At 61.1% G+C, this 22344-nt stretch carries 16 protein-coding genes and 4 tRNA genes; 8 read left to right on the top strand and 12 right to left on the bottom strand.

The genetic code is table 11. The features are described from left to right. Positions 1-72: 72 nt before the first annotated feature. The 5 genes from CLU91_RS15465 to CLU91_RS15445 all read right to left on the bottom strand — a co-directional run bounded on the left by CLU91_RS15465 (position 73) and on the right by CLU91_RS15445 (position 2970). A tRNA-Asp gene (locus CLU91_RS15465) sits at positions 73-149 on the bottom strand. Positions 150-206: 57 nt separating this feature from the next. Continuing rightward, positions 207-282: transfer RNA gene (locus CLU91_RS15460), tRNA-Val, on the bottom strand. Positions 283-498: 216 nt separating this feature from the next. Beyond that, a tRNA-Asp gene (locus CLU91_RS15455) sits at positions 499-575 on the bottom strand. A 54-nt stretch (positions 576-629) separates the two neighbouring features. Beyond that, positions 630-705: transfer RNA gene (locus tag CLU91_RS15450), tRNA-Val, on the bottom strand. 99 nt (positions 706-804) lie between these two features. Next, positions 805-2970 (bottom strand): S9 family peptidase, encoded by a 2166-nt coding sequence (locus tag CLU91_RS15445; protein WP_100876762.1) that lies wholly within the window; start codon positions 2968-2970, stop codon positions 805-807. 143 nt (positions 2971-3113) lie between these two features. Here CLU91_RS15445 and dinB point away from each other — a divergent pair, with 143 nt between their 5' ends. Both dinB and CLU91_RS15435 read left to right on the top strand, forming a co-directional pair. After that, a complete protein-coding gene (gene dinB, locus CLU91_RS15440) occupies positions 3114-4295 on the top strand; it encodes a DNA polymerase IV (RefSeq protein ID WP_100874869.1) in 1182 nt (393 codons plus the stop codon). 116 nt (positions 4296-4411) lie between these two features. After that, positions 4412-5308, top strand: a complete 897-nt coding sequence (locus CLU91_RS15435; protein ID WP_100874868.1) for a recombination-associated protein RdgC — start codon at positions 4412-4414, stop codon at positions 5306-5308. 78 nt (positions 5309-5386) lie between these two features. Here the strand turns inward: CLU91_RS15435 and CLU91_RS15430 are convergent, their stop codons facing one another. After that, positions 5387-5872, bottom strand: coding sequence for an asparaginase domain-containing protein (locus CLU91_RS15430; RefSeq protein WP_034754431.1), 486 nt, complete (start codon positions 5870-5872; stop codon positions 5387-5389). Positions 5873-6023: 151 nt separating this feature from the next. Here CLU91_RS15430 and CLU91_RS15425 point away from each other — a divergent pair, with 151 nt between their 5' ends. Further along, a complete protein-coding gene (locus tag CLU91_RS15425) occupies positions 6024-6797 on the top strand; it encodes an L-asparaginase (protein ID WP_100874867.1) in 774 nt (257 codons plus the stop codon). Here the strand turns inward: CLU91_RS15425 and CLU91_RS15420 are convergent. Next, entirely contained in the window at positions 6785-7798 is a 1014-nt protein-coding gene (locus tag CLU91_RS15420) for a D-2-hydroxyacid dehydrogenase family protein (RefSeq protein WP_100874866.1), read from the bottom strand. The two genes, CLU91_RS15425 and CLU91_RS15420, sit on opposite strands and share 13 nt — an antisense overlap. A 331-nt stretch (positions 7799-8129) precedes the next feature. Between CLU91_RS15420 and CLU91_RS15415 the strand changes: the two genes are divergently transcribed. Further along, a complete protein-coding gene (locus tag CLU91_RS15415; RefSeq protein WP_100874865.1) occupies positions 8130-10001 on the top strand; it encodes a phosphoenolpyruvate carboxykinase (GTP) in 1872 nt (623 codons plus the stop codon). 206 nt (positions 10002-10207) lie between these two features. Here the strand turns inward: CLU91_RS15415 and uvrA are convergent, their stop codons facing one another. Beyond that, on the bottom strand, positions 10208-13057 hold the full coding sequence (gene uvrA / locus CLU91_RS15410; RefSeq protein WP_100874864.1) for an excinuclease ABC subunit UvrA: 2850 nt from the start codon (positions 13055-13057) through the stop codon (positions 10208-10210). 381 nt (positions 13058-13438) lie between these two features. Between uvrA and ssb the strand changes: the two genes are divergently transcribed. Beyond that, positions 13439-13954, top strand: coding sequence for a single-stranded DNA-binding protein (ssb, locus tag CLU91_RS15405; RefSeq protein WP_034754418.1), 516 nt, complete (start codon positions 13439-13441; stop codon positions 13952-13954). A gap of 192 nt (positions 13955-14146) precedes the next feature. Next, a complete protein-coding gene (locus CLU91_RS15400) occupies positions 14147-14629 on the top strand; it encodes a DUF1203 domain-containing protein (protein ID WP_100876761.1) in 483 nt (160 codons plus the stop codon). Here CLU91_RS15400 and CLU91_RS15395 read toward each other — a convergent pair. Continuing rightward, positions 14626-15042 carry a DNA breaking-rejoining protein gene (locus CLU91_RS15395; RefSeq protein WP_100876760.1) on the bottom strand — a complete coding sequence of 139 codons (417 nt, stop codon included), beginning with the start codon at positions 15040-15042 and terminating at the stop codon, positions 14626-14628. The two genes, CLU91_RS15400 and CLU91_RS15395, sit on opposite strands and share 4 nt — an antisense overlap. 230 nt (positions 15043-15272) lie before the next feature. Between CLU91_RS15395 and CLU91_RS15390 the strand changes: the two genes are divergently transcribed. Further along, complete coding sequence (locus CLU91_RS15390) at positions 15273-16052, top strand: acetoin reductase (protein WP_100874863.1); 780 nt, start codon at positions 15273-15275, stop codon at positions 16050-16052. Between the two features lie 70 nt (positions 16053-16122). On the opposite strand, the gene CLU91_RS15385 is transcribed toward CLU91_RS15390, so the two are convergent. Both CLU91_RS15385 and CLU91_RS15380 read right to left on the bottom strand, forming a co-directional pair. Then, entirely contained in the window at positions 16123-19704 is a 3582-nt protein-coding gene (locus tag CLU91_RS15385) for an ABC transporter permease/M1 family aminopeptidase (RefSeq protein WP_100874862.1), read from the bottom strand. A 9-nt stretch (positions 19705-19713) separates the two neighbouring features. Beyond that, positions 19714-20604, bottom strand: coding sequence for an ABC transporter ATP-binding protein (locus CLU91_RS15380; RefSeq protein WP_100874861.1), 891 nt, complete (start codon positions 20602-20604; stop codon positions 19714-19716). A 256-nt stretch (positions 20605-20860) separates the two neighbouring features. Here CLU91_RS15380 and CLU91_RS15375 point away from each other — a divergent pair, with 256 nt between their 5' ends. Continuing rightward, complete coding sequence (locus CLU91_RS15375; protein WP_100874860.1) at positions 20861-21370, top strand: hypothetical protein; 510 nt, start codon at positions 20861-20863, stop codon at positions 21368-21370. 6 nt (positions 21371-21376) lie between these two features. Here the strand turns inward: CLU91_RS15375 and CLU91_RS15370 are convergent, their stop codons facing one another. Next, positions 21377-22225, bottom strand: coding sequence for a hypothetical protein (locus CLU91_RS15370; RefSeq protein ID WP_100874859.1), 849 nt, complete (start codon positions 22223-22225; stop codon positions 21377-21379). Positions 22226-22344 lie beyond the last annotated feature (119 nt).

The raw sequence follows: 22344 nt of genomic DNA, 5'->3' as shown, positions 1-22344 counted from the left end.
GCGGTGTTGTGGGTCTGACCCCACAATGGGAAAAGCCCTTCGGTTCAGAGAACCAAAGGGCTTTTCTTTTATTGGCGGAGCGGACGGGACTCGAACCCGCGACCCCCGACGTGACAGGCCGGTATTCTAACCAACTGAACTACCACTCCAAGCTCGTATGATCTGTGTTGCTGATCCATGAAGCACTGGATAATTTTCTGTATTGGTGGTGGGTGCTGAGAGGCTCGAACTCCCGACCTACGCCTTGTAAGGGCGCCGCTCTACCAACTGAGCTAAGCACCCGCATACCCAGAAAACTATCCCGACGTTTGTCACCACGTCTGGAAGAGGCACTATTATAGGGGGCGCTTTGGTGCTTGTGCAACTATTCTTATGGGATAAAAGCATTTTTTTGCTGAAAAACGCAAAAATGTTCAGGCGAGGGGGTACTGACGTGTTTTTGGCTGCTGAAATGGGAAAAGCCCTTCGGTTCTGGGAACCAAAGGGCTTTTCTTTTATTGGCGGAGCGGACGGGACTCGAACCCGCGACCCCCGACGTGACAGGCCGGTATTCTAACCAACTGAACTACCACTCCAAGCTCGTATGATCTGTGTTGCTGATCCATGAAGCACTGGACAGTTTTCTGATTTGGTGGGTGCTGAGAGGCTCGAACTCCCGACCTACGCCTTGTAAGGGCGCCGCTCTACCAACTGAGCTAAGCACCCGTTGCTTGTCTCAGAAAACCATCCCGACGTTTGTCACCACGTCTGGAAGAGGCGCTATTATAGGATGGCTAAAATCGTTCTGCAAGCGCTTTTTTCACTTTACTCCGTGATATTCCACTGCGACAGCATCCACGCCATATTGAAGGCGTTCTCGGCAATCGCGTTGTAGCGGCCCGAAGCGCCGCCGTGGCCGGCGCCCATATTCGTTTTCAGCAGCAGGGGATTGCCGTCCGTTTTATGCGCGCGCAGCTTGGCCACATACTTGGCCGGTTCCCAGTACATGACCTGGCTGTCGTTCAGGCCCGTCGTCACCAGCATGGCCGGGTAATTCTTGCGCGCAATGTTGTCGTAGGGCGAGTAGCTGAGCATGTAGTCGTAGGCCGCCTTCTGGTTCGGGTCGCCCCATTCCAGGTATTCGCCCGTCGTCAGGGGCAGGCTGGCATCCATCATGGTATTCATCACGTCGACGAACGGCACGGCCGCGTGTACGGCGTGGAACAGCTCGGGGCGCATGTTGACGACGGCACCCATCAGGAGGCCGCCGGCGCTGCCACCCTGGATGATCAGGCGGTTCGGGCTGGTCCATTTTTCGCGCACCAGGTAGTCGGCGCTGTCGATGAAGTCATTGAAGGTGTTTTTCTTCTTCATCAGCATGCCGTCTTCATGCCACGCTTCGCCCATGTCGGTGCCGCCGCGGATATGCGCTTGGGCATAGATGACGCCCCGCTCCAGCAGGCTGATGCGGCTGATGGCAAAGCTGGCTTCCGTCGAGATGCCATACGAGCCATACGAGTACAGCAGCAGCGGCGCGGAACCGTCGAGCTTCACGCCTTTCTTGTAGACGATCCACAGCGGCACTTGCACGCCATCGCGCGCTTTCACCCACAGGCGCTGCGTGGTGTAGCGGCTGCCGTCAAAGCCGCCGACGATTTCCTGCTGTTTCAGCACCGTGCGCTTGCCGTCCTGCATGCTGACGTCGATGACGGTGGGCGGCGTGACGGGAGACTGGTAGGACATGCGAAATTGCGTGGCGGTAAATTCTGGCGTGCCGGCCGCCGTGGCCAGGTAGACGGGGTCGTCGAACTGCACCGTCTTCCAGTTCTTGTGCGCAAAGTCAAGGATGCGCGCGCGGTTCAGGGCACGCGCCTTTTCCATCACCACCAGGTAGCCCTGGAACACGTCGATGGACTGGATCACGGCATCCTTGTTGTGCGGCACCACCGGTTTCCAGTTCTTTTGCTGCGGGGCAGCCACCGGCGCGCTGACGACGCGGAAATTCTTCGCGTCCTTGTTGGTCAGAATAAACAGCTGGCCGTCGCGGTGTTCGATGCCGTAGCGGTGGCCTTTTTCGCGCTTCAGCACGGACTGGAAGCTGCCTTGCGGCTTGCTCGTTGGCAGCAGCAGCACTTCACTGGTATCCGTGCTGCGCGCGGTGAGCATAAAGTAGCGATGATCGCGCGTGCGGCTCACGCCGATAGCGAATTGTTCCACCGGCTCGTGGTACACCTGCTGCTGCGTGCCGCCCAGGGCCAGGCGGAACAAGCGGTCCGAACGCTTGGTGGTGGCGTCTTCCTGCGCCAGCATCAGGGTGGTATTGTCCGCCGCCCAGGCCAGGGACGTCACGCGGGGCATGGTATCGCCCAGCAACTTGCCCGTCTTCAAATCCTTCACATGCAGTTCGTACTGGCGGAAACCCGTCGTGTCGGTGGTGTAGGCCAGCAATTGCTCATTCGGGCTGATGGCAAACGCGCGCACGGCAAAGAATTTGTGGCCTTCGGCCAGTTGATTCTGGTCCAGCAGGATTTCCTCCGCTGCCTGCGCATCGTAGGCGCCATGTGCGCCGACAGGGCGGCGGCAGTGAAGCGGGTATTGCTTGCCCGCTTCCGTGCGCGTGTAATAGTAGAAATTGCCTTGGCGCGCAGGCACGGACAGGTCCACTTCCTGCATGCGTCCCTTGATCTCGGCGTAGACCTTGTCGGCCAGCGGCTGGATCGGGGCCGTGACGGCGGCCGTGTAGGCGTTTTCCGCATTCAGGTAGTCGATCACGGCAGGATCGGTTTTCTTTTGCAGCCAGCGGTAGTCGTCCGTGACGACCGTGCCGTGGCGCGTTTCCTGCCAGGCCGTCCTGGCGGCGACCGGCGCGGTGGGCGTGGCAACGGTGGTGGTGTCGGCCAGCGCGGATGGCGCCAGGGTGCACAACAGCAGGGCCGGCAGGATGGATAACCAGGCGGACCGGCGGCGCGCAGCGTGATGGGTGATGGACAAGGCGACTCCTTTGAATAGTTGTGTCAGGATTGTAATCTTGCCATTGAGAAAAGCAACCGCCGTGCGCGTGCGTTTCAACTTGCATCCGCGGACATTTCCAGCGATACTGTATATAACTACAGTATCGCTGCCGCGAGGTGTCCTTGACCACATCTGCCTCCCCCCTACCCGAGCCACCCGCCCGCCGCTGGATAGCCCACCTGGACATGGACGCCTTCTTTGCTTCCGTGGAACTGTTGAAATATCCGGAACTGTGCGGCGAAGCCGTCGTCATCGGCGGCGGGCGCTTGCAGCAACCGGTGCTGCAGAGGGACGGCACGCGGCAGTTTGCGCGCATGCGCGACTACGTGGGGCGCGGCGTCGTCACCACCTCGACCTACGCGGCGCGCGCGTTTGGCGTGTTTTCCGCCATGGGCATCATGAAAGCGGCGAAACTGGCGCCCGACAGCATCCTGCTGCCGGCCGATTTCGAGGCTTACCGCGAGTATTCGGCCCGCTTCAAGCAAGCCGTGGCCCAGTTGTGCCCCATCATCCAGAACGTGGGCATCGATGAAATCTATGTCGACCTCACCGAATATGGCGAGCAGGCGCCGGCCATGGCGGCGCGCCTGAAGGCGGCCGTGTTCGAGGCGACGGGCCTGTCGTGTTCGGTCGGCCTGGCGCCCAACAAATTGCTGGCAAAAATCTGTTCCGACCTGGAAAAGCCCGACGGACTCACCATCTTGTCGCCCGAGGATGTCGAAACCAGGGTCTGGCCTTTGCCTGCAAAAAAGATCAATGGCATCGGCCCGAAGGCGACGGCCAAGCTGGAAGCGCTGGGTGTCAATACCATCGGCGAGCTGGCGCGGGCCGACATGGCCATGCTGCGCACGCAATTTGGCGACCTGTACACGGGCTGGCTGCGCCAGGCGGCGCTGGGCATCGACGAGCGGCCCGTGCAGACGAGCAGGGAAACCAAGTCCGTCAGCCGCGAGACGACGTTCGAGCGCGACTTGCAGGTGGTGCGCGACCGCGCCACCCTGTCGGAAAAGCTGGAAAGCCTGTGCACGCGCGTGGCGGGCGACCTCGATAAACAATCGCTGGCGGGGCGCACGGTGGGCATCAAGCTGCGCTTCGAGGATTTCAGCACCGTCACGCGCGACATCACCCTGCCCAGCGCCACGGCAGACGCCGCCGCCATCCTGCGCGCCAGCCGCGACTGCCTGCGACGCGTGCCATTTGAAAAGAAAATCCGCCTGCTGGGCGTGCGCATCTCGGCCTTGTCCGATCCGGCCGTGGTGATGCGGCAGGCGCCAGCCCAGGCGGAGCTGTTTCCCCGCCTCTAGCGGCGTTTCCTGCAAGATACATACCGCGCCGGACCGCGCTTTTGACGGCATTTTTACGTCGAAAGTGTAGAATGGCGTTCCCCTGGCACTACTGAAACAAACGGAAGACAAAAACTATGTGGTTCAAGAATCTTCAGATTTACCGCCTGCCCGCACCATGGGCTTATACGCCAGAACAACTGGAAGAGGCCTTGTCCTCGAACAAATTTACGCCGGCGACCAGCATGGATCTGATGCGCCAGGGCTGGGATACGCCACGCCCGAACGGTGGCCTGGTCCACGTGGTCAACAAGCAGATGCTGATCTTGCTGGGCACGGAAAAGAAACTGTTGCCAGCGACCGTCATCAACCAGGTGGCCAAGGCCCGCGCTGCCGAGATGGAAGAAGCGCAAGGCTTTGCACCCGGTAAAAAAGCCATGAAGGAATTGAAGGAACGCGTGGCCGACGAGCTGCTGCCGCGCGCCTTCAGCATCCGCAGCAACGTCTGGACGTGGATCGACCCCGTCAATGGCTGGCTGGTGGTCGATGCCGCCAGCCCGGCGAAAGCCGATGAAGTCATCAAGCTGTTGTTGAAGGCCGTGGATAAACTGCCGCTGGAAAGCTTGCGCGTGCAGCGTTCGCCCGTGGCGGTGATGACGGAATGGCTGCAGGCCGACGATGCGCCTGCCGGCTTCACGGTCGACATGGACACGGAATTGCGCGCCACGGGCGAAAGCAAGGCCACCGTGCGCTACGTGCGCCACACCCTGGAAGCGGACGACGTGCGTCGCCACATCGCGGCCGGCAAGCAGTGCACGCGCCTGGCCATGACGTGGAACGACAAGATCTCGTTTGTGCTGACGGAGTCCTTGGCCATCAAGAGCGTCAAGCCGCTGGACGTGATCAAGGAAACGGAATCGAGCACGAAGAACGACGACGAGCGTTTCGACGGCGACGTGATGCTGATGACGGGCGAGCTCTCCAAGCTGATGGCCGATGTGGTCGAAGCATTGGGCGGCGAAGCGACTGCATAAACGCAGATATATCGGTACGGAAAAGGAGCTGCGGCTCCTTTTTTTCGCCTGTACTGTTAGCCCTGTCCTGGCAGCGGCTTACAAAGGCTGGAACACGCCGGCGGCGCGGTTCTTTTGCACATTGTCCCAGGCGAAGATCTGGCCATTCATGGCCACGTACACGCCCGCTGGCAAGGTTTGCGCCACGCCGCAAGCAAAGCCCAGGTTGAACAGGGCATCGGAGTTGTCGATTTCGTAGGGAATCATGGCGCCCGTCAAAATCACCGTTTGCTGCAGGTTCGCCGCGCCCAGCACTTGCGCCGTCTCGCGCATGGTGTCGGTGCCGTGGATGATGACGATGGCTTTCTCGTGCGCCGCGCGGCATGAGGCCAGCACGCGCTGGCGGTCCGCATCCTGCATGTCGAGCGAATCGAGCAGGGGCAGTTGCTCCAGGGCCACGGGTGCCGTCATGCGCGCGCGGGCAATCGCTGCCGGCAAATGACTGTCGGAAAAGCCCAGGGTACCGTTCAATTCGTTGTAGTGTTTGTCGAAAGTGCCGCCGGTGGCGAGTATGCGCAAAGTCATGATGTGGTCACGATGTCAGTGGAGAATGACGCGCATGATAGCGTGGATTGTGTGCCTTGCGTGAATGGTGGGCCGCGGCGGATCGCAACTGGAAAATTTGGCCATCTGTGAGTACACTGGTTTCTTTGTTTGTCTGCCACCCCGACTCCGTATGAAAGCGCTCGCTCCCGGCACCGTCATTTTTCACCGCCACCGCGGCTATGGCGTCATCACGTCCGTCAATCTGCTGACGGGCTGGATCGCCGCCCGTTTCGGCAGCGAAGCGCGCACCCTGGACCTGAACCTGTCGACAGACGACGTGCAGTTTGCCGATGGCGAAGCGATCCTGTTTCGCCGCGCGCCGCCCGACCGCATGCCGCATGCGCGCCTGATGGCCATGGTGCGCGAGCTGCACCAGGCCGGCTATCAAAAACTGTATCTGTATTCCTGGCCCAAGCCGTCCGGCCTGCACTGGCGCTGGCATTTGTTTACGGGGCCGCGCGACTGGATGCAGCGGCCCTGGCGCGAAGGCTGGTACGGTTCGGGCGCCGATTACAACGTCAACCCCGTGATGGGCTGGGGCGATACGCCCGGCGCCACCACTGGCGAGCTGATCGACGCCCTGGCCCGTTTCGACCCGCAGGGCCTGGCGCAGGCGCTGGGACGTGACGACGACCATAGCGACTGGTTCGGCCGCGTCTGCGACGCTCTGTTACCCCACTATATGTACAGCCTGGACATGCAGCGCACGCCAGGCGAGCCCTTGCCCGACATGCCGCCCGTGCCGGTCGTGGCCGTGCGCGCCGGCGTGGCGCCATACCGTGGGCCGGACATCGCCTGGCCACCCGGCTGGGCCGGCCTGTGGCGCGGCCGGCACGTGCTGCCCGCGCCTGCCATCCGCATCACGGGCGAGCCTGACCTTCTCAAGGGGTTTCAGCGCTCCTGAGGGGCTTGCCGCGCATGCTGCAACACCCCGGGATTGAGCAGGCGCGTGCATTGACCCTGCGCAAAATCGACGATGTTTTGCAAGGCGTAGCGGAAATACAGCTCATAGCTGTCACGCTCGACGTAGCCCAGGTGTGGCGTGGCCAGCACGTTTGGCAGCCGCAACAATGGCGAGCCGGGCGGTAGCGGCTCGTCCGTAAACACGTCCAGCGCGGCGGCGCCCGGGCGCCCTTGTGACAGCGCCGCTTCCAGCGCGCCATCGGCGACCAGTTCGGCGCGGCTGGTGTTGACGAACAGCGACGTCGGCTTCATGCGCGCCAGGTCGTCGCTTGTGACCAGCCCGCGCGTCGTGTCGGACAGGCGCAGGTGCAAGGTCAATACGTCGGCCTGCTCGAAGAAGGCCTCGCGCGATGCCGCCGCCGTATCGCCGGCCGCCACGGCCGCCGCGCGGCTCGCTTCGCTGCCCCACACGAGGATGGTCATGCCGAAGGCGCGGCCATAGCCGGCGATCAATTGACCGATCTTGCCGTAGCCCCAGATCGCCAGGGTGCGCCCCTTGAGCACCGTACCGAGCGTGTTGCGCGCCGGCTCGATGGATGACGTCTGCCACAGCCCTTCCTGTAAATGTTGCGCATACGGCACTATCTTGCGCTGCGCCGCCATGATCAGCGCCCACGTCAGTTCGGCCGGCGCCGTGGGCGAGCCTATACCTTCGGCGATGGCGATGCCCAGCTCCGTGGCGGCCGCCACATCGATGTGGCCGCTGACCTTGCCCGTTTGCGAAATCAGTTTCAAATTCGGCAGTTTCGCCAGCAAGGCGCGGTTGAAACTGCTGCGTTCGCGGATCAGCACCAGCGCGTCGAACGGCGCCAGGCGGATGGCCAGCTGGCCCAGTCCCCGCGCCGTATTGCTGAACACTTTGACCTCGTGGCCATCGAGCAAGGGGAAACAATCGAGGCCGCGCACGGCATCCTGGTAATCATCGAGTATGGCAATTTTCATGGTGGATGGCCGATTTTAGTGAGGATTTGGTAGGGAAATAACAGGATACGGGAAATGCTGAATAGCCTACTACATTAGTCAAGCTATTCTCCTACATTTTTGCGAGAATAGCTGATTGGCGGGTGTACAATCGCCGGCACTTTTGAAGCTTCCTGAGTATAGTTATAGCGCAAACCGTTCCCGCAGCCTGGGCGCATGATCCAGGTAAACGACAACACCAGAGCCCTGCCCGCGTGAAGACGCCGTCCGCAGTGAGCCGCAGCCACCTCTCAACGATGCTGCCTGTCTTGCCGGAATGACCAGAATTTCTTTTATTGGTATTGGAGGTAATATGAATCAGCCCGTCATGGGTGGCGTCGCCGCACTCAACGTCCCAGCTTATATTAAACAACAGAAACTGATCAACTGGGTGGCCGACATTGCCGCGCTGACCAAGCCGGACCGCATCTACTGGTGCGACGGCTCGCAGGAAGAGTACGAGCGCCTGTGTGCTGAAATGGTTGCCAGCGGCACCATGAAAAAACTGAATGCCGACAAGCGCCCGAATTCCTACCTGGCCTGCTCGGACCCGAGCGACGTGGCCCGCGTCGAAGACCGCACGTATATCTGCTCGGCAACGAAAGAAGCGGCCGGCCCGACGAATAACTGGACCGAGCCTGGCGAAATGCGCCACACCCTGAACGGCCTGTTCGACGGCTGCATGCGCGGCCGTACCATGTACGTCGTGCCCTTCTCGATGGGCCCGCTGGGTTCGCCGATCGCGCACATCGGCGTGGAACTGTCCGATTCGCCTTACGTCGCCGTGAACATGAAGGTCATGACCCGCATGGGCCGCGCCGTGTACGACGTGCTCGGTACCGATGGCGAGTTCGTGCCGTGCGTGCACAGCGTGGGCGCGCCGCTGGCTGCCGGCCAGCAAGACGTGAAATGGCCGTGCAACAGCACCAAGTACATCGTGCATTTCCCTGAAACGCGCGAAATCTGGTCCTTCGGTTCGGGCTACGGCGGCAACGCCTTGCTGGGCAAGAAATGTTTTGCCCTGCGCATCGCCTCGAACATGGGCTACCAGGAAGCACAAGCGGCCGACAACAACCCGGGCTGGCTGGCCGAACACATGCTGATCCTCGGTGTCGAATCGCCGGAAGGCAAGAAGCATTACGTCGCGGCAGCGTTTCCATCGGCTTGCGGCAAGACCAACTTCGCCATGCTGATCCCGCCAGCAAGTTTCAATGGCTGGAAAGTGACCACCATCGGCGACGATATCGCCTGGATCAAGCCCGGTGCCGATGGCCGTTTATATGCGATCAATCCGGAAGCCGGTTATTTCGGCGTGGCGCCGGGCACCAACGAAAAAACCAATTACAACTGCATGGCGTCCATGCGCGACAACACGATCTTCACCAACGTGGCGCTGACGGACGACGGCGACGTCTGGTGGGAAGGCTTGACGAAAGAAGCACCTAGCCACTTGATCGACTGGCAGGGCAAGGACTGGACGCCAGCGTCCGGCACCAAGGCGGCGCACCCGAACGCGCGCTTCACTGTTGCTGCCACGCAAAACCCTGTGATCGACGCCGCCTGGGACGATCCGGCCGGTGTGCCGATCTCGGCCTTCATCTTCGGCGGCCGCCGCTCGACCACCGTGCCGCTGGTCACCGAAGCGCGCAACTGGGTCGAAGGCGTCTACATGGCTGCCACCATGGGTTCCGAAACGACGGCCGCTGCCGTGGGCCAGATGGGCGTCGTGCGCCGCGATCCATTTGCCATGTTGCCGTTTATCGGCTATAACATGAGCGATTACTTCCAGCACTGGCTGGACATGGGCGTCAAGGTGGGCAAGGTCAACCCGGCGGCCCTGCCGAAGATCTACTGCGTCAACTGGTTCCGCACGGACGAGGCAGGCAAGTTCGTCTGGCCTGGCTTTGGCGACAATATGCGCGTGCTGAAGTGGATGCTCGAGCGTATCGAAGGCACGGCGGGCGGCGTGGAAAACCTGTTCGGCACGACGCCGCAGTATGGCGACCTGAACTGGGATGGCTTGCCCTTCACGCAAGAACAGTTCGACACCATCACATCGATCGACAAGGCGGCGTGGCGCGACGAATTGAAATTGCATACGGAACTGTTTGAAAAACTCGCGTATCATCTGCCGCAAGAATTGACAGATCACAAGGCTGCGCTGGAAAAGCGGCTGAGTGCATAACTAAGTTAGCGTAAAGCGGCATCTGACAAGCGTAGCGCGCCGCGCAGTAGCTTGTCAGGTGTTGAGAGTTGTAGTGGGGGAGAAACACGCTGGCAAAGACTGGCGTGCGATAAATGACACGCCGGCAATGACTGGGGTGCTAGCAAAAAGAGAAACGGCGCGGATTGCATGAGCAATCCGCGCCGTTTTTTATTGCGCTGCCGTCCTTATTGCTTGAGCAGCGGCCCCAGGTACTTGCCCGTCACGCTGGCCGGGTTCAGCGCCACGTCTTCCGGCGTGCCCGAGGCGATGATCTGCCCGCCACCGGCCCCGCCTTCCGGGCCCAGGTCGACGATCCAGTCGGCCGTCTTGATGACGTCGAGGTTGTGCTCGATGATCACCAAAGTGTTGCCCTGGTCGCGCAGGCGATGGATGACTTTTAATAACAAATCGATGTCGTGGAAGTGCAAGCCCGTCGTCGGTTCATCGAGGATGTACAGGGTGCGGCCCGTGTCGCGCTTCGACAATTCCAGCGACAGTTTCACGCGCTGCGCCTCGCCGCCGGACAGGGTGGTGGCGCTCTGGCCCAGCTTGATGTAGCCGAGGCCCACGTCGAGCAGGGTTTGCAGCTTGCGCGCGATCAGTGGCACGGGCTTGAAGAACTCATGCGCCTCTTCCACCGTCATGCCCAGCACTTCCGTGATGTTCTTGCCCTTGTATTGCACTTCCAGGGTTTCGCGGTTGTAGCGCTTGCCGTGGCACACGTCGCATGGCACGTAGACGTCGGGCAAGAAATGCATCTCGACCTTGATCACGCCATCGCCCTGGCACGCTTCGCAGCGTCCGCCCTTCACGTTGAACGAGAAGCGGCCCGCGCTGTAGCCGCGTTCCTTGGCCGTTGGCACGGTGGAGAACAAGTCGCGGATCGGCGTAAATAAGCCCGTGTAGGTGGCCGGGTTCGAGCGCGGCGTGCGGCCGATCGGCGCCTGGTCGACGGAAATGACCTTGTCGAAGTGCTCCAGGCCGCTGATCGAGTCGTGCGGCGCCGGTTCCGTCTGCGAACCATACAAATGGCGCGACAGGGCCGGATATAAAGTATCGTTGACCAGCGACGATTTGCCGGAGCCGGATACGCCCGTCACGCACGTCATCAAGCCTACCGGCAAGCTCAGCGACACCTTTTTCAGGTTGTTGCCCGTCGCGCCAGTAATGACCAGCTGCTTTTCCGGATTGCTGGCGTGGCGCTTGGCCGGCACGGCGATTTTCAGCTTGCCGTTCAGGTATTGCGCCGTCAGCGACTTCTTGTTCTTGAGAATATCTTGCAGGGTGCCTTCTGCGATGATTTCGCCGCCGTGCACGCCCGCGCCGATGCCCATGTCGACGATGTAGTCGGCCGTGCGGATCGCGTCTTCATCGTGCTCGACCACCAGTACGCTGTTGCCGATGTCGCGCAAGTGTTTCAAGGTTTCGATCAGGCGGTCATTATCGCGCTGATGCAAGCCGATCGACGGTTCGTCGAGCACATACATGACGCCCGTCAAACCGGAGCCGATCTGCGACGCGAGGCGGATGCGCTGTGCTTCGCCGCCCGACAGCGTGTCCGCGCTGCGGTCCAGCGACAGGTAATCGAGGCCCACATTGTTGAGGAACTTCAGGCGCGAAATGATTTCTTTCACAACCCTGTCGGCGATCTCTTTCTTGGCGCCCGTCAGTTTCAGTTTTTCAAAAAATTCCAGCGTCTCACGCAGCGGTTTTCCCGCCACTTCATAGATGGCGCGCTGCTGCTTGCCCGTGCCGACCTTGACGAAGCGCGCTTCCACGCGCAGGCGCGCGCCATCGCATGAGGGGCAGCATTTTTCATTGATGAACTTGGCCAGCTCTTCCTTGACGGCCATCGAATCCGTCTCGCGGTAGCGGCGCTGCAGATTGTTGACCACGCCTTCGAACGTGTGTTCCTTGATGACGGTGCGGCCCCGCTCGTTTACATAGCTGAATGGAATCACCTGTTTGCCGGAACCGTACAGCACGGCTTGCTGGGCATTCAGTGCCAGTTGCTCGAACGGCATGTCCAGGTCGAACTCATAGTAGGCGGCCAGGTTTGTCAGCATCTGGAAGTAAAACTGGTTGCGGCGGTCCCAGCCCTTGACGGCGCCCGACGCCAGCGACAGATTCGGGAACGCGACGATGCGTTTCGGGTCAAAGAATTCAATGTGTCCCAGGCCGTCGCATTCCGGGCAGGCACCCATGGGGTTATTGAACGAGAACAGACGCGGCTCCAGTTCCTGCAGGGAATAGCCACACACATTGCAGGCGAACTTGTTGGAGTACACGTGTTCCTGCGCGGTATCCATTTCGTAGGCAATGGCGCGGCCATCGGCCAGGCGCAGGGCCGTCTCGAAACTTTCCGCCAGGCGCTGCTTGATGTCCTGGTTCACCTTGACCCGGTCGATGACGACGTCGATCGTGTGTTTTTCCGTTTTCTTCAGTTTCGGCAGGTCATCGACTTCATAGATCTTGGCCGCATGCGTGCCGCTCTGCACGCGAAAACGCACGAAGCCCTGCGCCTGCATCTGCTCGAACAGGTCGACGTGTTCGCCCTTGCGATTCGCGACGACGGGCGCCAGGATCATCAGCTTGGTGTCTTCCGGCATGGCCAGTACGGCGTCGACCATTTGCGACACGGACTGGGCCGCCAGCGCGTTTTCCGGATGGTCGGGGCAGTAGGGCGTGCCCACGCGCGCATACAGCAGGCGCAGATAATCGTGGATTTCCGTCACGGTGCCCACTGTCGAGCGCGGGTTGTGCGAGGTTGCCTTCTGTTCGATGGAGATGGCGGGCGACAGGCCCTCGATCAAGTCGACGTCGGGTTTTTCCATCAATTGCAGGAACTGGCGTGCGTAGGCCGACAGCGACTCGACATAGCGGCGCTGGCCTTCCGCGTACAGGGTGTCGAAGGCCAGTGAAGACTTGCCGGAGCCGGACAGGCCGGTAATCACGATCAGCTTATTGCGCGGCAAATCGAGATTGATATTCTTGAGGTTATGCGTGCGAGCGCCGCGAATGCGGATCTGTTCCATGTGATTGCCTTGCTTTCAGTGAGTGGTGCGGCCGGCGCATCGGGCCAGGGTGCGGATGAGAGGCCACAACGGGTCAACCTGTAACTATAGCCGGGTTTTGCTCTGCATGCCTGAGGCATCCACGGGCGGATTGCGCCGCCAGGCGAACGTGCCCTGACAAAGTTTGATACAGATGCGTGCAGACGTTTAAACACTGTATATAATACCAGTATTCAAGTTTCTTGTTTTCACCTGCCGTGAAAAAAACGTGCTGCCGCACGCGAGAGGGCGTCCGCCAGAAAGCGGGTGCTTTGCGCCGCGTGGTCGCTTATAATCCTCGTTTAGTACACTAAACTACCGCGCGGGACACCGGCTCCCGCTGCAGTTCATCAGGAGTTATTCATGGCATCAGTCAACAAAGTCATCATCGTCGGCAATCTGGGCCGTGACCCGGAAATCCGCTACATGCCTAGCGGCGACGCGATCGCCAACATCGCCGTGGCCACTTCGTACAAATCGAAGGACCGCAACACGGGCGAACAAAAAGAATTGACAGAGTGGCACCGTATCTCGTTCTTCGGCCGCCTGGCGGAAATCGTCGGCCAGTATCTGAAAAAAGGCTCGTCCGTCTACGTCGAAGGCCGTCTGCAAACCCGTAAATACACGGACAAGGACGGCGTCGAGAAGTACGCAACCGACATCATCGCGGAACAGATGCAAATGCTGGGCGGCCGCTCCGGCATGGGCGGCGACGCCGGCGGTGGCGATGACAGCTACGGTGGTGGCGGTGGCGGCGGCTACGACGCCCCGGCCCCGCGCCAGGCACCAGCCCCGCGTCCAGCGCCGGCCCCGGCACCACGCCCGGCACCGAAGCCAGCCCCGAACTTCTCAGATATGGATGACGACATCCCGTTCTAAGCACGCCATTCTGACGTCTGCCGTCAGACCCTGTCGATAAGAGCCTGCTTCCTCCGTGAAGCAGGCTTTTTTTATGCGCACGGGCGCTAGATGGCGATCCGTGACGCATTCTCACATTCCATAGCAAGAAGCGGATGGTGGCGCTGTCCCAATGCTGGTCTGATGGTGGTTTTGACGACGCCGGAGAACAGCATGGATTTTCGCATTACGGGGCTGTCGCCCGAACCTTTTCTGCCCTTTTTTTCCTTGTCCGATGCCGAGTTAACGGCGCTCGGCATGCGGCGCCAGGTGGTCGACCAACACCCCGGATTTCCTGACCGTGTAACGCTGGTGGATGCCGAACTGGGTGAGACCGTGCTGTTGTTGAACCATGTCTGCCAGCCCGCCATGACACCTTACCGGGCTTGCCACGCCATTTTTGTCCGCGAGGGCGCCACGCAAGCGTACGATGCCGTCAACCAGGTGCCGGAATCGATGCGGCGGCGCCTGTTGTCGCTGCGCGCCTATGCTGCCGACGGCATGATGCTCGATGCCGACGTGGTGGACGGCACCGCCGTGGAAGCCCTCATTGCACAATTATTTGCCAATGCGGACGTCAGTTATATTCATGTTCATAATGCCAAGCGGGGCTGTTACGCGGGCCGCATCGACCGTGTTGGCAGCTCCCTTGTTTAATCGCGCAAGCCGATATCGAGCGTGTATGCCGCCACCGCATTCCTACGCGCCGCGTTGCGCATCAAATACACCTGCACCGTGTACTCGCCATCGGCCGGCAGTTTCGCCTGGTAGTTGTTGCCGCTGGATGAACCGATGAACAGGGCTTCATCCTGGCCTGGTTGGCGGATGTTGAAGTAATTCGATGGCTGATTGGTCTTGAGCTTGACGCTGAGGGTCTGGCCAGCCTTGCCACTGACCGTGTATTCGGCCGTGGCGTAGCCCTTGATCTTGCCTTTCACGCTGTGCGCGGTTTTGCCTGCCGTCAGTTCGACGTTTTCCTTGTGGACCGGGTCGCTGCTCCAGGCGGGCGTGGTGAAAACGAGGGCCGCCAGCAGCAGGCTGGCGCGGAGGGGCAGATGACGATGCGGCATGGGAACTTCCCTTGAAGTGGTGCCAGCGCGCTCGCCGACGATGCTGACCATGTTACGCCAGATGCCGCGATTGGCCAGTACGGCAGCGCTCGTATAGCGTATGCCGGTGGCTTTTTCTTCCTTTCTTGACCTGCGCGCTTTTTCCGGGCGCGCACGTTTCAAGACGCGGAAAAAGACGAAATTCAGGTAGGCTGAAGCGTCTCTTCTCACTACTCTGAAAGGAACGCAACATGGGTATTTCCGGAAAAGTCGCGCTGGTCACGGGGGCCGCGCAAGGTATCGGCAAGGCCATCGCCTTGCGCCTGGCCAAGGATGGCGCCGATATCGCGCTGGTGGATTTGAACCAGGACAAGCTGGACACGGCCGCCGCCGAAGTGCGCGCGCTGGGGCGCCGCGCCGTCACCTTCATTGCCGACGTGTCGCAGCTCGGTCAGGTGACCGAAGCGGTGGCGTTTGCCGAGAGGGAGCTCGGTGGCTTCGACATCATCGTCAACAATGCCGGCATCGCGCAAGTGCAGCCCTTGCTCGACGTCACGCCGGAAGAAGTCGACCGCATCATGCGCATCAATGTGCAAGGGACGCTCTGGGGCATCCAGGCGGCCGCCAAGACCTTCAAGAAGCGCCAGCAGAAGGGCAAGATCATCAATGCCTGCTCCATTGCCGGGCATGACGGTTTTGCCTTGCTGGGCGTGTACTCGGCCACCAAGTTTGCCGTGCGCGCGCTGACACAGGCGGCGGCCAAGGAACTGGCGGCCGACGGCATCACCGTCAACGCGTATTGCCCTGGCGTCGTCGGCACTGACATGTGGGTCGAGATCGACAAGCGCATGGCCGAGCTGACTGGCGCCGAGCTGGGCGCGACGTACAAGAAATACGTTGACGGCATCGCGCTGGGACGTGCCGAGACGCCGGACGACGTGGCCGGGCTCGTCTCCTTCCTGGCGGGGCCGGACTCGGACTACATGACGGGCCAGGCGCCGCTGATCGATGGTGGACTCGTGTACCGCTAGCCGCTCACAGCAGAAAAAAAACAGGCCACGCTGTCGGTGACGGCGTGGCCTGTTTGCGTAACATCAAGCGTTAGTTCACACTGACTTCCTTGCGGTTATCGCGCGGGACGCGGTCGATCATCTTGTTGTACGGATCAACACCCACTTCGAACGGTTTGTCTTTCACGGTGATGGTGATGACCGGGTCGCTGCCCGACACCATGCGCTTGTCCGTGAACAGGACTTTTTCATCCTTTTCCTTGGCGCCAGGGGCGCGCGCGAAGATGGCGATTTCCACCGGCTCGTCATAGGCGCGCGCGCTTTCCTTGCCCTTGCCGTCGGATTCGAGCTTGGCCAGGTGCAGCTGCATGGTGACATCCCACTGGCCATCCTTGCGCTGCACGGCCGACGCTTGCGTCACCCTGTTGTCGTAGAAGACGATCTTCTCGAACAAGTCCGTGATCAGCGCCTGCTTGTTTGGTGGCGCTTCGGCGCGGATGTAGGCCAGCAATTCCGACGACGTGGTGAACGGCGCCTGCTGGTAGCCCTTGTCCTGCAGATAGCGTTTCAGGGCACGGTTCAGGGCTTCCTCGCCGAGCTCGTCGCGCAGGCGGTAAAACACCAGGCTGCCTTTGTTGTAGTGGATGTATTGCTGTCCTTCCACGCGTGCCAGCGGCTGTTCCTCGATGGCTTCGCCGCCGCGCCCGCTCAGGTAGCGGTCCAGTTCATAGCGCAGGAAGCGGCGCATTTTTTCGCGGCCATATTCCTTTTCCATCACCATCAGCGCCGAGTACTGCGACAGCGATTCCATCAGCATGGTGGCGCCCTGCACGTTGGCGCCGATCACCTGGTGGCCCCACCACTGGTGCGCCATTTCATGCGCCGTGACGTAGAACACGTAGTCGATGTCATCCTTGTCGCGCAGGTCGGCGATGAAGCCGATGCCTTCCGAATACGGAATCGTATTGGCAAACGACTGCGCGAAGCTCTGGTAGCCGGGAAACTCCAGGATGCGCACCTGCTTGTGCTGGTAGGGCGTGAACTGGGTGCTGTAGTAATCGAGCGACTTTTGCACGGACGTGATCATGCGGTCCGTGTTGTAGCCGTGTTTCTTGTCGAAATAGATCTCGATCGGCACGCCATGCCAGTCGCCCTTCTTGACCTCCCAGCGCGCCGACAGGTAGGCAAAGAACGGCAGCATCGGCTGGTCCATCTTGTAGCGGTAATAGCGGCGGCCATCCTTTTCCCAGCTTGCCTGCAGGTAACCAGGCGCCAGCGCGATCTGCTCGCCGCTGGTGGACACCGTGGTGTCGAAATGGATCCAGTCGGCATCGCCGCCCAGCACCGTATTGCCATACGCGGAGGTGTCTTCCAGCTTGGCCATGCGCTGCGGTTCGCCCAGGCCCCGTTTGCGCCGCTCATTGCGGTTCGTCAACTCCATTTCCTTCGCATAGCCGAAGTGGGGGAAGAAGGCCTGGTTGTTGAAGAAGCTGCCGTTCAGGTTGACCTGGTCCGGCGCGCCGTCGTTGGTGAAACCCTGGTGCGTGACGGCTACCGTGAAGTCCAGCGGCAGGGTGGCGCCCGGCGCCAGAGGCTGGGCCAGCTTGAGGATGCTGAAACCGAGTTCCTTGTCATCGAGCACGACCTTGTGCTCAGGCAAGTTCAACCAGTGCGTTTCCAGGTCCGGGTTGAGCTGGATGCGCAGGGTGTCGAGCGGCTGCTGCGTCTTGTTTTGCAGCACGTAGTGGCCCTTGATCAACACCTTGCGTTGCTCAGGATAAATATCCACATCGGCCTGGACGTCGGTGATCTTCAGCTGCGGCAAGTCCTTGTATTGCTTGTACAATTTCTCGTAGCGGGCCTGCTTGTCCATGCCGATGTCCGACGTCTCGTACTTGTTCAGCACGTTCGTGTTGTAGAAGATCCAGCCGCCCGTGCCTGCCCAGCACAGCACGACCACGGCCAGGGCGGCGCCGGCGCGGCCTTGCAGGCGCTGGCGGGGCAGGCGCACGCGCGCACGCCAGTCGGCGGACAGGCCGCGCACCCAGAACGCACGGGCCAGCATGACGAGCGCCACGGTAAACAGGCTCCAGTACAGCGCAAACCAGGACCAGCCAGCCAGGAAGTGGCCATAGCCATTCATGTCCGAATACTTGATGGCCGGCGTGCCGCCGAAGGCGTACAGATTGTGTTCCAGGTGCAGCATGCCCAGTACCATTTGCGCCACCATCAGCAGGATCACCAGCAGGTAGCCGATGAACTTGTTATTCGACAGCACTTGCAGGGTGAGGGCGCACAAGGCCATCAGCACGAAAAAGAGGGCGCCCAGCAGGGTGCCTTTCAGGTACAGCCCCAGTTCCACGGGCGCGCCGCCCTTGTAGAGCTGGAAACCGATGGCCGCGATGATGCCCACCAGCAGATAGCCGGCGATGACGCCGACCAGGGCCGTGCATTTGGCCAGCAGGGGGACCCAGTTGGGCACGGGCATGGCGTCGCTGACGTCGGCGATCCTGACCTGGCGTTCCTTGAAGATCAGTTCACCGGCGTAAAAGGTGACGATGATGATCAACATGAAGCTGAAGCTGTTGTTAATCTGTTGCAACAGCAAATGCGTCATCGGATACACGGCCGTGCCATACATGTTCTTGCCGACATTGGCGCCCGTGATCAGGTTGATCACGGCAAACAGCAGCATGACGAGGAAGGGCACGCTCTTGAACACGCCGACGGCGTCGAAGCGCAGGATTTGCCACCACTGGCGCCAGGCTGTCGCGGCGGTAAAGGTGGGGACGCTGCGCGGCAGGTGCAGCGGCGCCGTCACGGCCGGTGCGGCGGCCTCGGCCTTGTGCTTGCCGAACAGGCGTTTTCCCGTCCCCGTGCGCTGCGGCTTGAACAGGACCACGGTAGCGGCGAACAACACTGCCGTGATACCCAGCCACAGCAAGCGGTTGGCCAGCAGGAAGCCGGAAAACGGCGGCAGGCCCGCATTCGCTTCGGCCGACGTGAAGTAGCGCGTCATGCGGCCGAAGGCGCGCATGCCGAACGGGTCCAGCAGAACGGCGACCCATTCGTTGTTGATGTCGCGCGTAAAGGCGCCGGCCATGCCCCACAGCACGAAAAAGCCCAGCACGCCCACGTAGACGAGCAACATCGAACGCGTGGTGGCCGCCAGCAGCATCAGCAGGGCGCCGATGAAGAGCAGGTTCGGGATCACCATCACGCCGAAGCTCCACGCATAAGCCTGCAGCGAGAACGCGCCCACGCGCTGTGCATCGACCCAGGGCATGAGGGGGCCGAGCATGATGCCGAAGGCGATGCAGAGGAAGATGATCAGGCAGGCGACAAAGCCGGCGGCGAAGCGGCCGAACAGATAGTCCCACTTGCGCATGGGCGTGGCGAACAGCATGTCGGCCATGCCCACCTCGCTGTCGCGCAACACGGCGCCGGCGATGAAGATGGTGATGAGCAACATCGACAGCAGGCTGAACATCGTTAGCAGCTGCGCCACCACGGTGGGCGCATTGCGGTTGATGTTGCCGATGGCGCCGCCGATCTGGATCGAATCGCTGCTGCTGGCGCCAAAGGCCAGCAAGGCCAGGATGACGGCAAAGATCCACAGCAGCGGCTGTTTCAGCTGGTAGACGAGGTCAAACTTGAAAAATTCCTTCCACATGGCGGCCCCTTACGCTGCGGCAGCGCCGCTGCGGGCAGCGCTGCGCACGTGCAGGAAGTACACGTCTTCCAGATCGGCGGCGATCTGCACGAAGCCGCTGTCGGGCTGGCTGTCGGCATATACATTGATTTGCGGCTTGCCGCCCACCAGGCGCGTCGACAGCACGTTCAGGGTTTGCTGGTACTGCGCCAGTTCTTCCGTCGTGACACTGCGGCGCCATACCTTGTTGTGCAGGGTGTCGATGGCCGCCTGTGGTTCGCCCTGTACCAGCACCTGTCCCTTGACGATCATGGCCATGCGCGGGCACAAGTCCGTCACATCGTCGACGATGTGCGTCGACAGAATCACCACCACTTGCTCACCGATCTTCGCCAGCAGGTTCAGGAAGCGGTTGCGTTCGTCCGGGTCCAGGCCCGCCGTCGGTTCGTCGACGATCACCAGGCGCGGTGCGCCCAGCAGTGCCTGGGCGATGCCGAAGCGCTGGCGCATGCCGCCCGAATACGTGCCCAGCTTGCGCTTGCGCGCTTCCCACAGATTGGTTTGCTGCAGCAAGGCTTCCACGGCTTCCTTGCGCGGACCCTTTTCCGTCAAACCTTTCAAGACGGCAAAGTGGTTGAGCAGAGTTTCCGCGCTGACCTTCGGATACACGCCGAAATCCTGCGGCAGATAGCCGAGCTGGCGGCGCAGGCCGGCCTTGTCCTTGAGCACATCGAGGCCATCGAAATGGATGCTGCCGCTGTCTGGATCTTGCAAGGTGGCAATGGTACGCATCAGCGAGGACTTGCCTGCGCCATTCGGTCCCAGCAAGCCGAACATTCCGTTGGGAATTTCCAGGCTGACATCATTGATGGCCTTGACGCCATTGGCATACGTTTTGTTCAGCTGTTTGATCGATAGCATGTGCAGCACTCTCCAGAGCTTGGGTATGAAAGCCGGCAGATGCATGTCTGCCGGTCTGTGCAAGGGGATCGCCCTTGTTTTCTGTCAGCCGCGATGGCGGATGTTACTTAAAGGCAATAATATATAAGCAATTGGAAAAAAAGTAATCTTTTTGCGACCGGAGGTGGAAAGACGGGCATGAAATGCCCCTGGCGGGGATGAGTGACGGTGATAAGCTCGCGCACTGGATCGACACTACCGCGGAGGAAAGCTTTCCATGCATGCCACAGACAAGATCATCGCCTTGCGCGCCATTGCCCCGGGTGAAGAGGCGGCACTGGCGCGGCTGTTTCAACTGTACTGTTATGACAATGCCGCCTGGAGCGGTGAGGCGCTGCTGGCCGATGGCCGCTACGACGTGTGCGATGCGGGGCTGGCATCGTATGTGCATGCAGCCGGTCACACGGCCAGCTGGATCGAGGTCGATGGCGAACTGGCGGGCTTTTTCGTTACGGAGCCTGGCATGGCGGGTGGGTTGCCGGTGCAGGAGTTCAGCGACTTTTTCATCCTGAAGCAATACCGGCGCCGCGGCGTGGCGCTGGAAGTGGTGCGCAGGGTGCTGCTCGACAGCGGTCAGACATGGCTGGTGGCGATGTTTCGCGCCGATGCCGCTGCCTGCGCCTTCTGGCAGCAGGCGTTTGCGCGCCTGCCGTTTGCCAGTGTCGAGGCGTACGACGATGCGGACTTGCCGCAGTTTCAGCTATACCTGCTGAAACCGGCGGCCTGAGGCGGTTTAGAAGCGGACCTTCACATACGCCGACGGTCCCGTCAGGCGAATGTTCAGGTCGGCATCGCGTTCGCTGTCGCGGTGCAGCTTGATTTTCGAGATGCCGTAATCGGCCACGAAACCGATGTTCTTGAACGGAAACCATTCCACGCCGATATTGCCGCCGTAGATGTGGCCATTGATGCGCCCGCCATTTTTCTTGATGCCCGACGCTTCCGCATACATGCGCAAGTCTGGCGTGAAGGCGTGGCGCCAGCCCACTTCCAGCAGCGGCGCAAACGCGTGCTCGCTGATGGAATCGCGCGCCGTGGCCGTTTCACCATTGACGACGCCGGTGGCCGTGCCGTTCAGGTTGGCATGGTAGTAGGCGGCGCCCAAGCCGATGCCGAAGGTGTCGTTGCCGCTGCCCAGCCACCATTTATAGGCCAGCTTGGCCAGGTCCAGCTTCAGATCCGCATTCGCCGTGGCCGTGCCCGTGACGGGCTGGCCATTGATGATGGTCTCGCCCGTCAGGCTTGGCGTGTAGGATTTGTCGTAGCGGTAGTAGTCGAATGCCAGGCCGTGGCGGTCGCCGATCAGCAAGTCCGCCTTGATGCGCGGGATGGTCGTATGCTTGGGATTCGATTCGGGCGCATCGATGCGGCCAAATTGCGTGTCGGCGCCGATATTGATGCGCGGATCGGCGGAAAACGCGCCCACCGAAATGCTGACGCGGTCCAGCGTGGGCGACGGTTCGGCCCGCGCCGTGGCGGCCGCCGTGGCAATACCCAGCACACCCAGCATCATGGCGCCGCGCAAGGCAAGGTGGTGCGGGCGTGGTGGGGACAGGCGGGTGAACACGGACATGGCAGACATGGGGCAACTCCTCAAAATAAAGTGAAACTGTCGCGACGCTTGGGCGGCCCACGCTGGGCAACAGTGCGATGAGGAAATGGTAGCAACTGTTACATTTAGATCACGTAGCCGCACGGCGC

It is taken from the genome of Janthinobacterium sp. 64, from assembly GCF_002813325.1.
In the GTDB taxonomy this organism is placed as follows: Bacteria; Pseudomonadota; Gammaproteobacteria; order Burkholderiales; family Burkholderiaceae_D; genus Janthinobacterium.
This window is presented reverse-complemented; position numbering and strand designations above follow the sequence as displayed.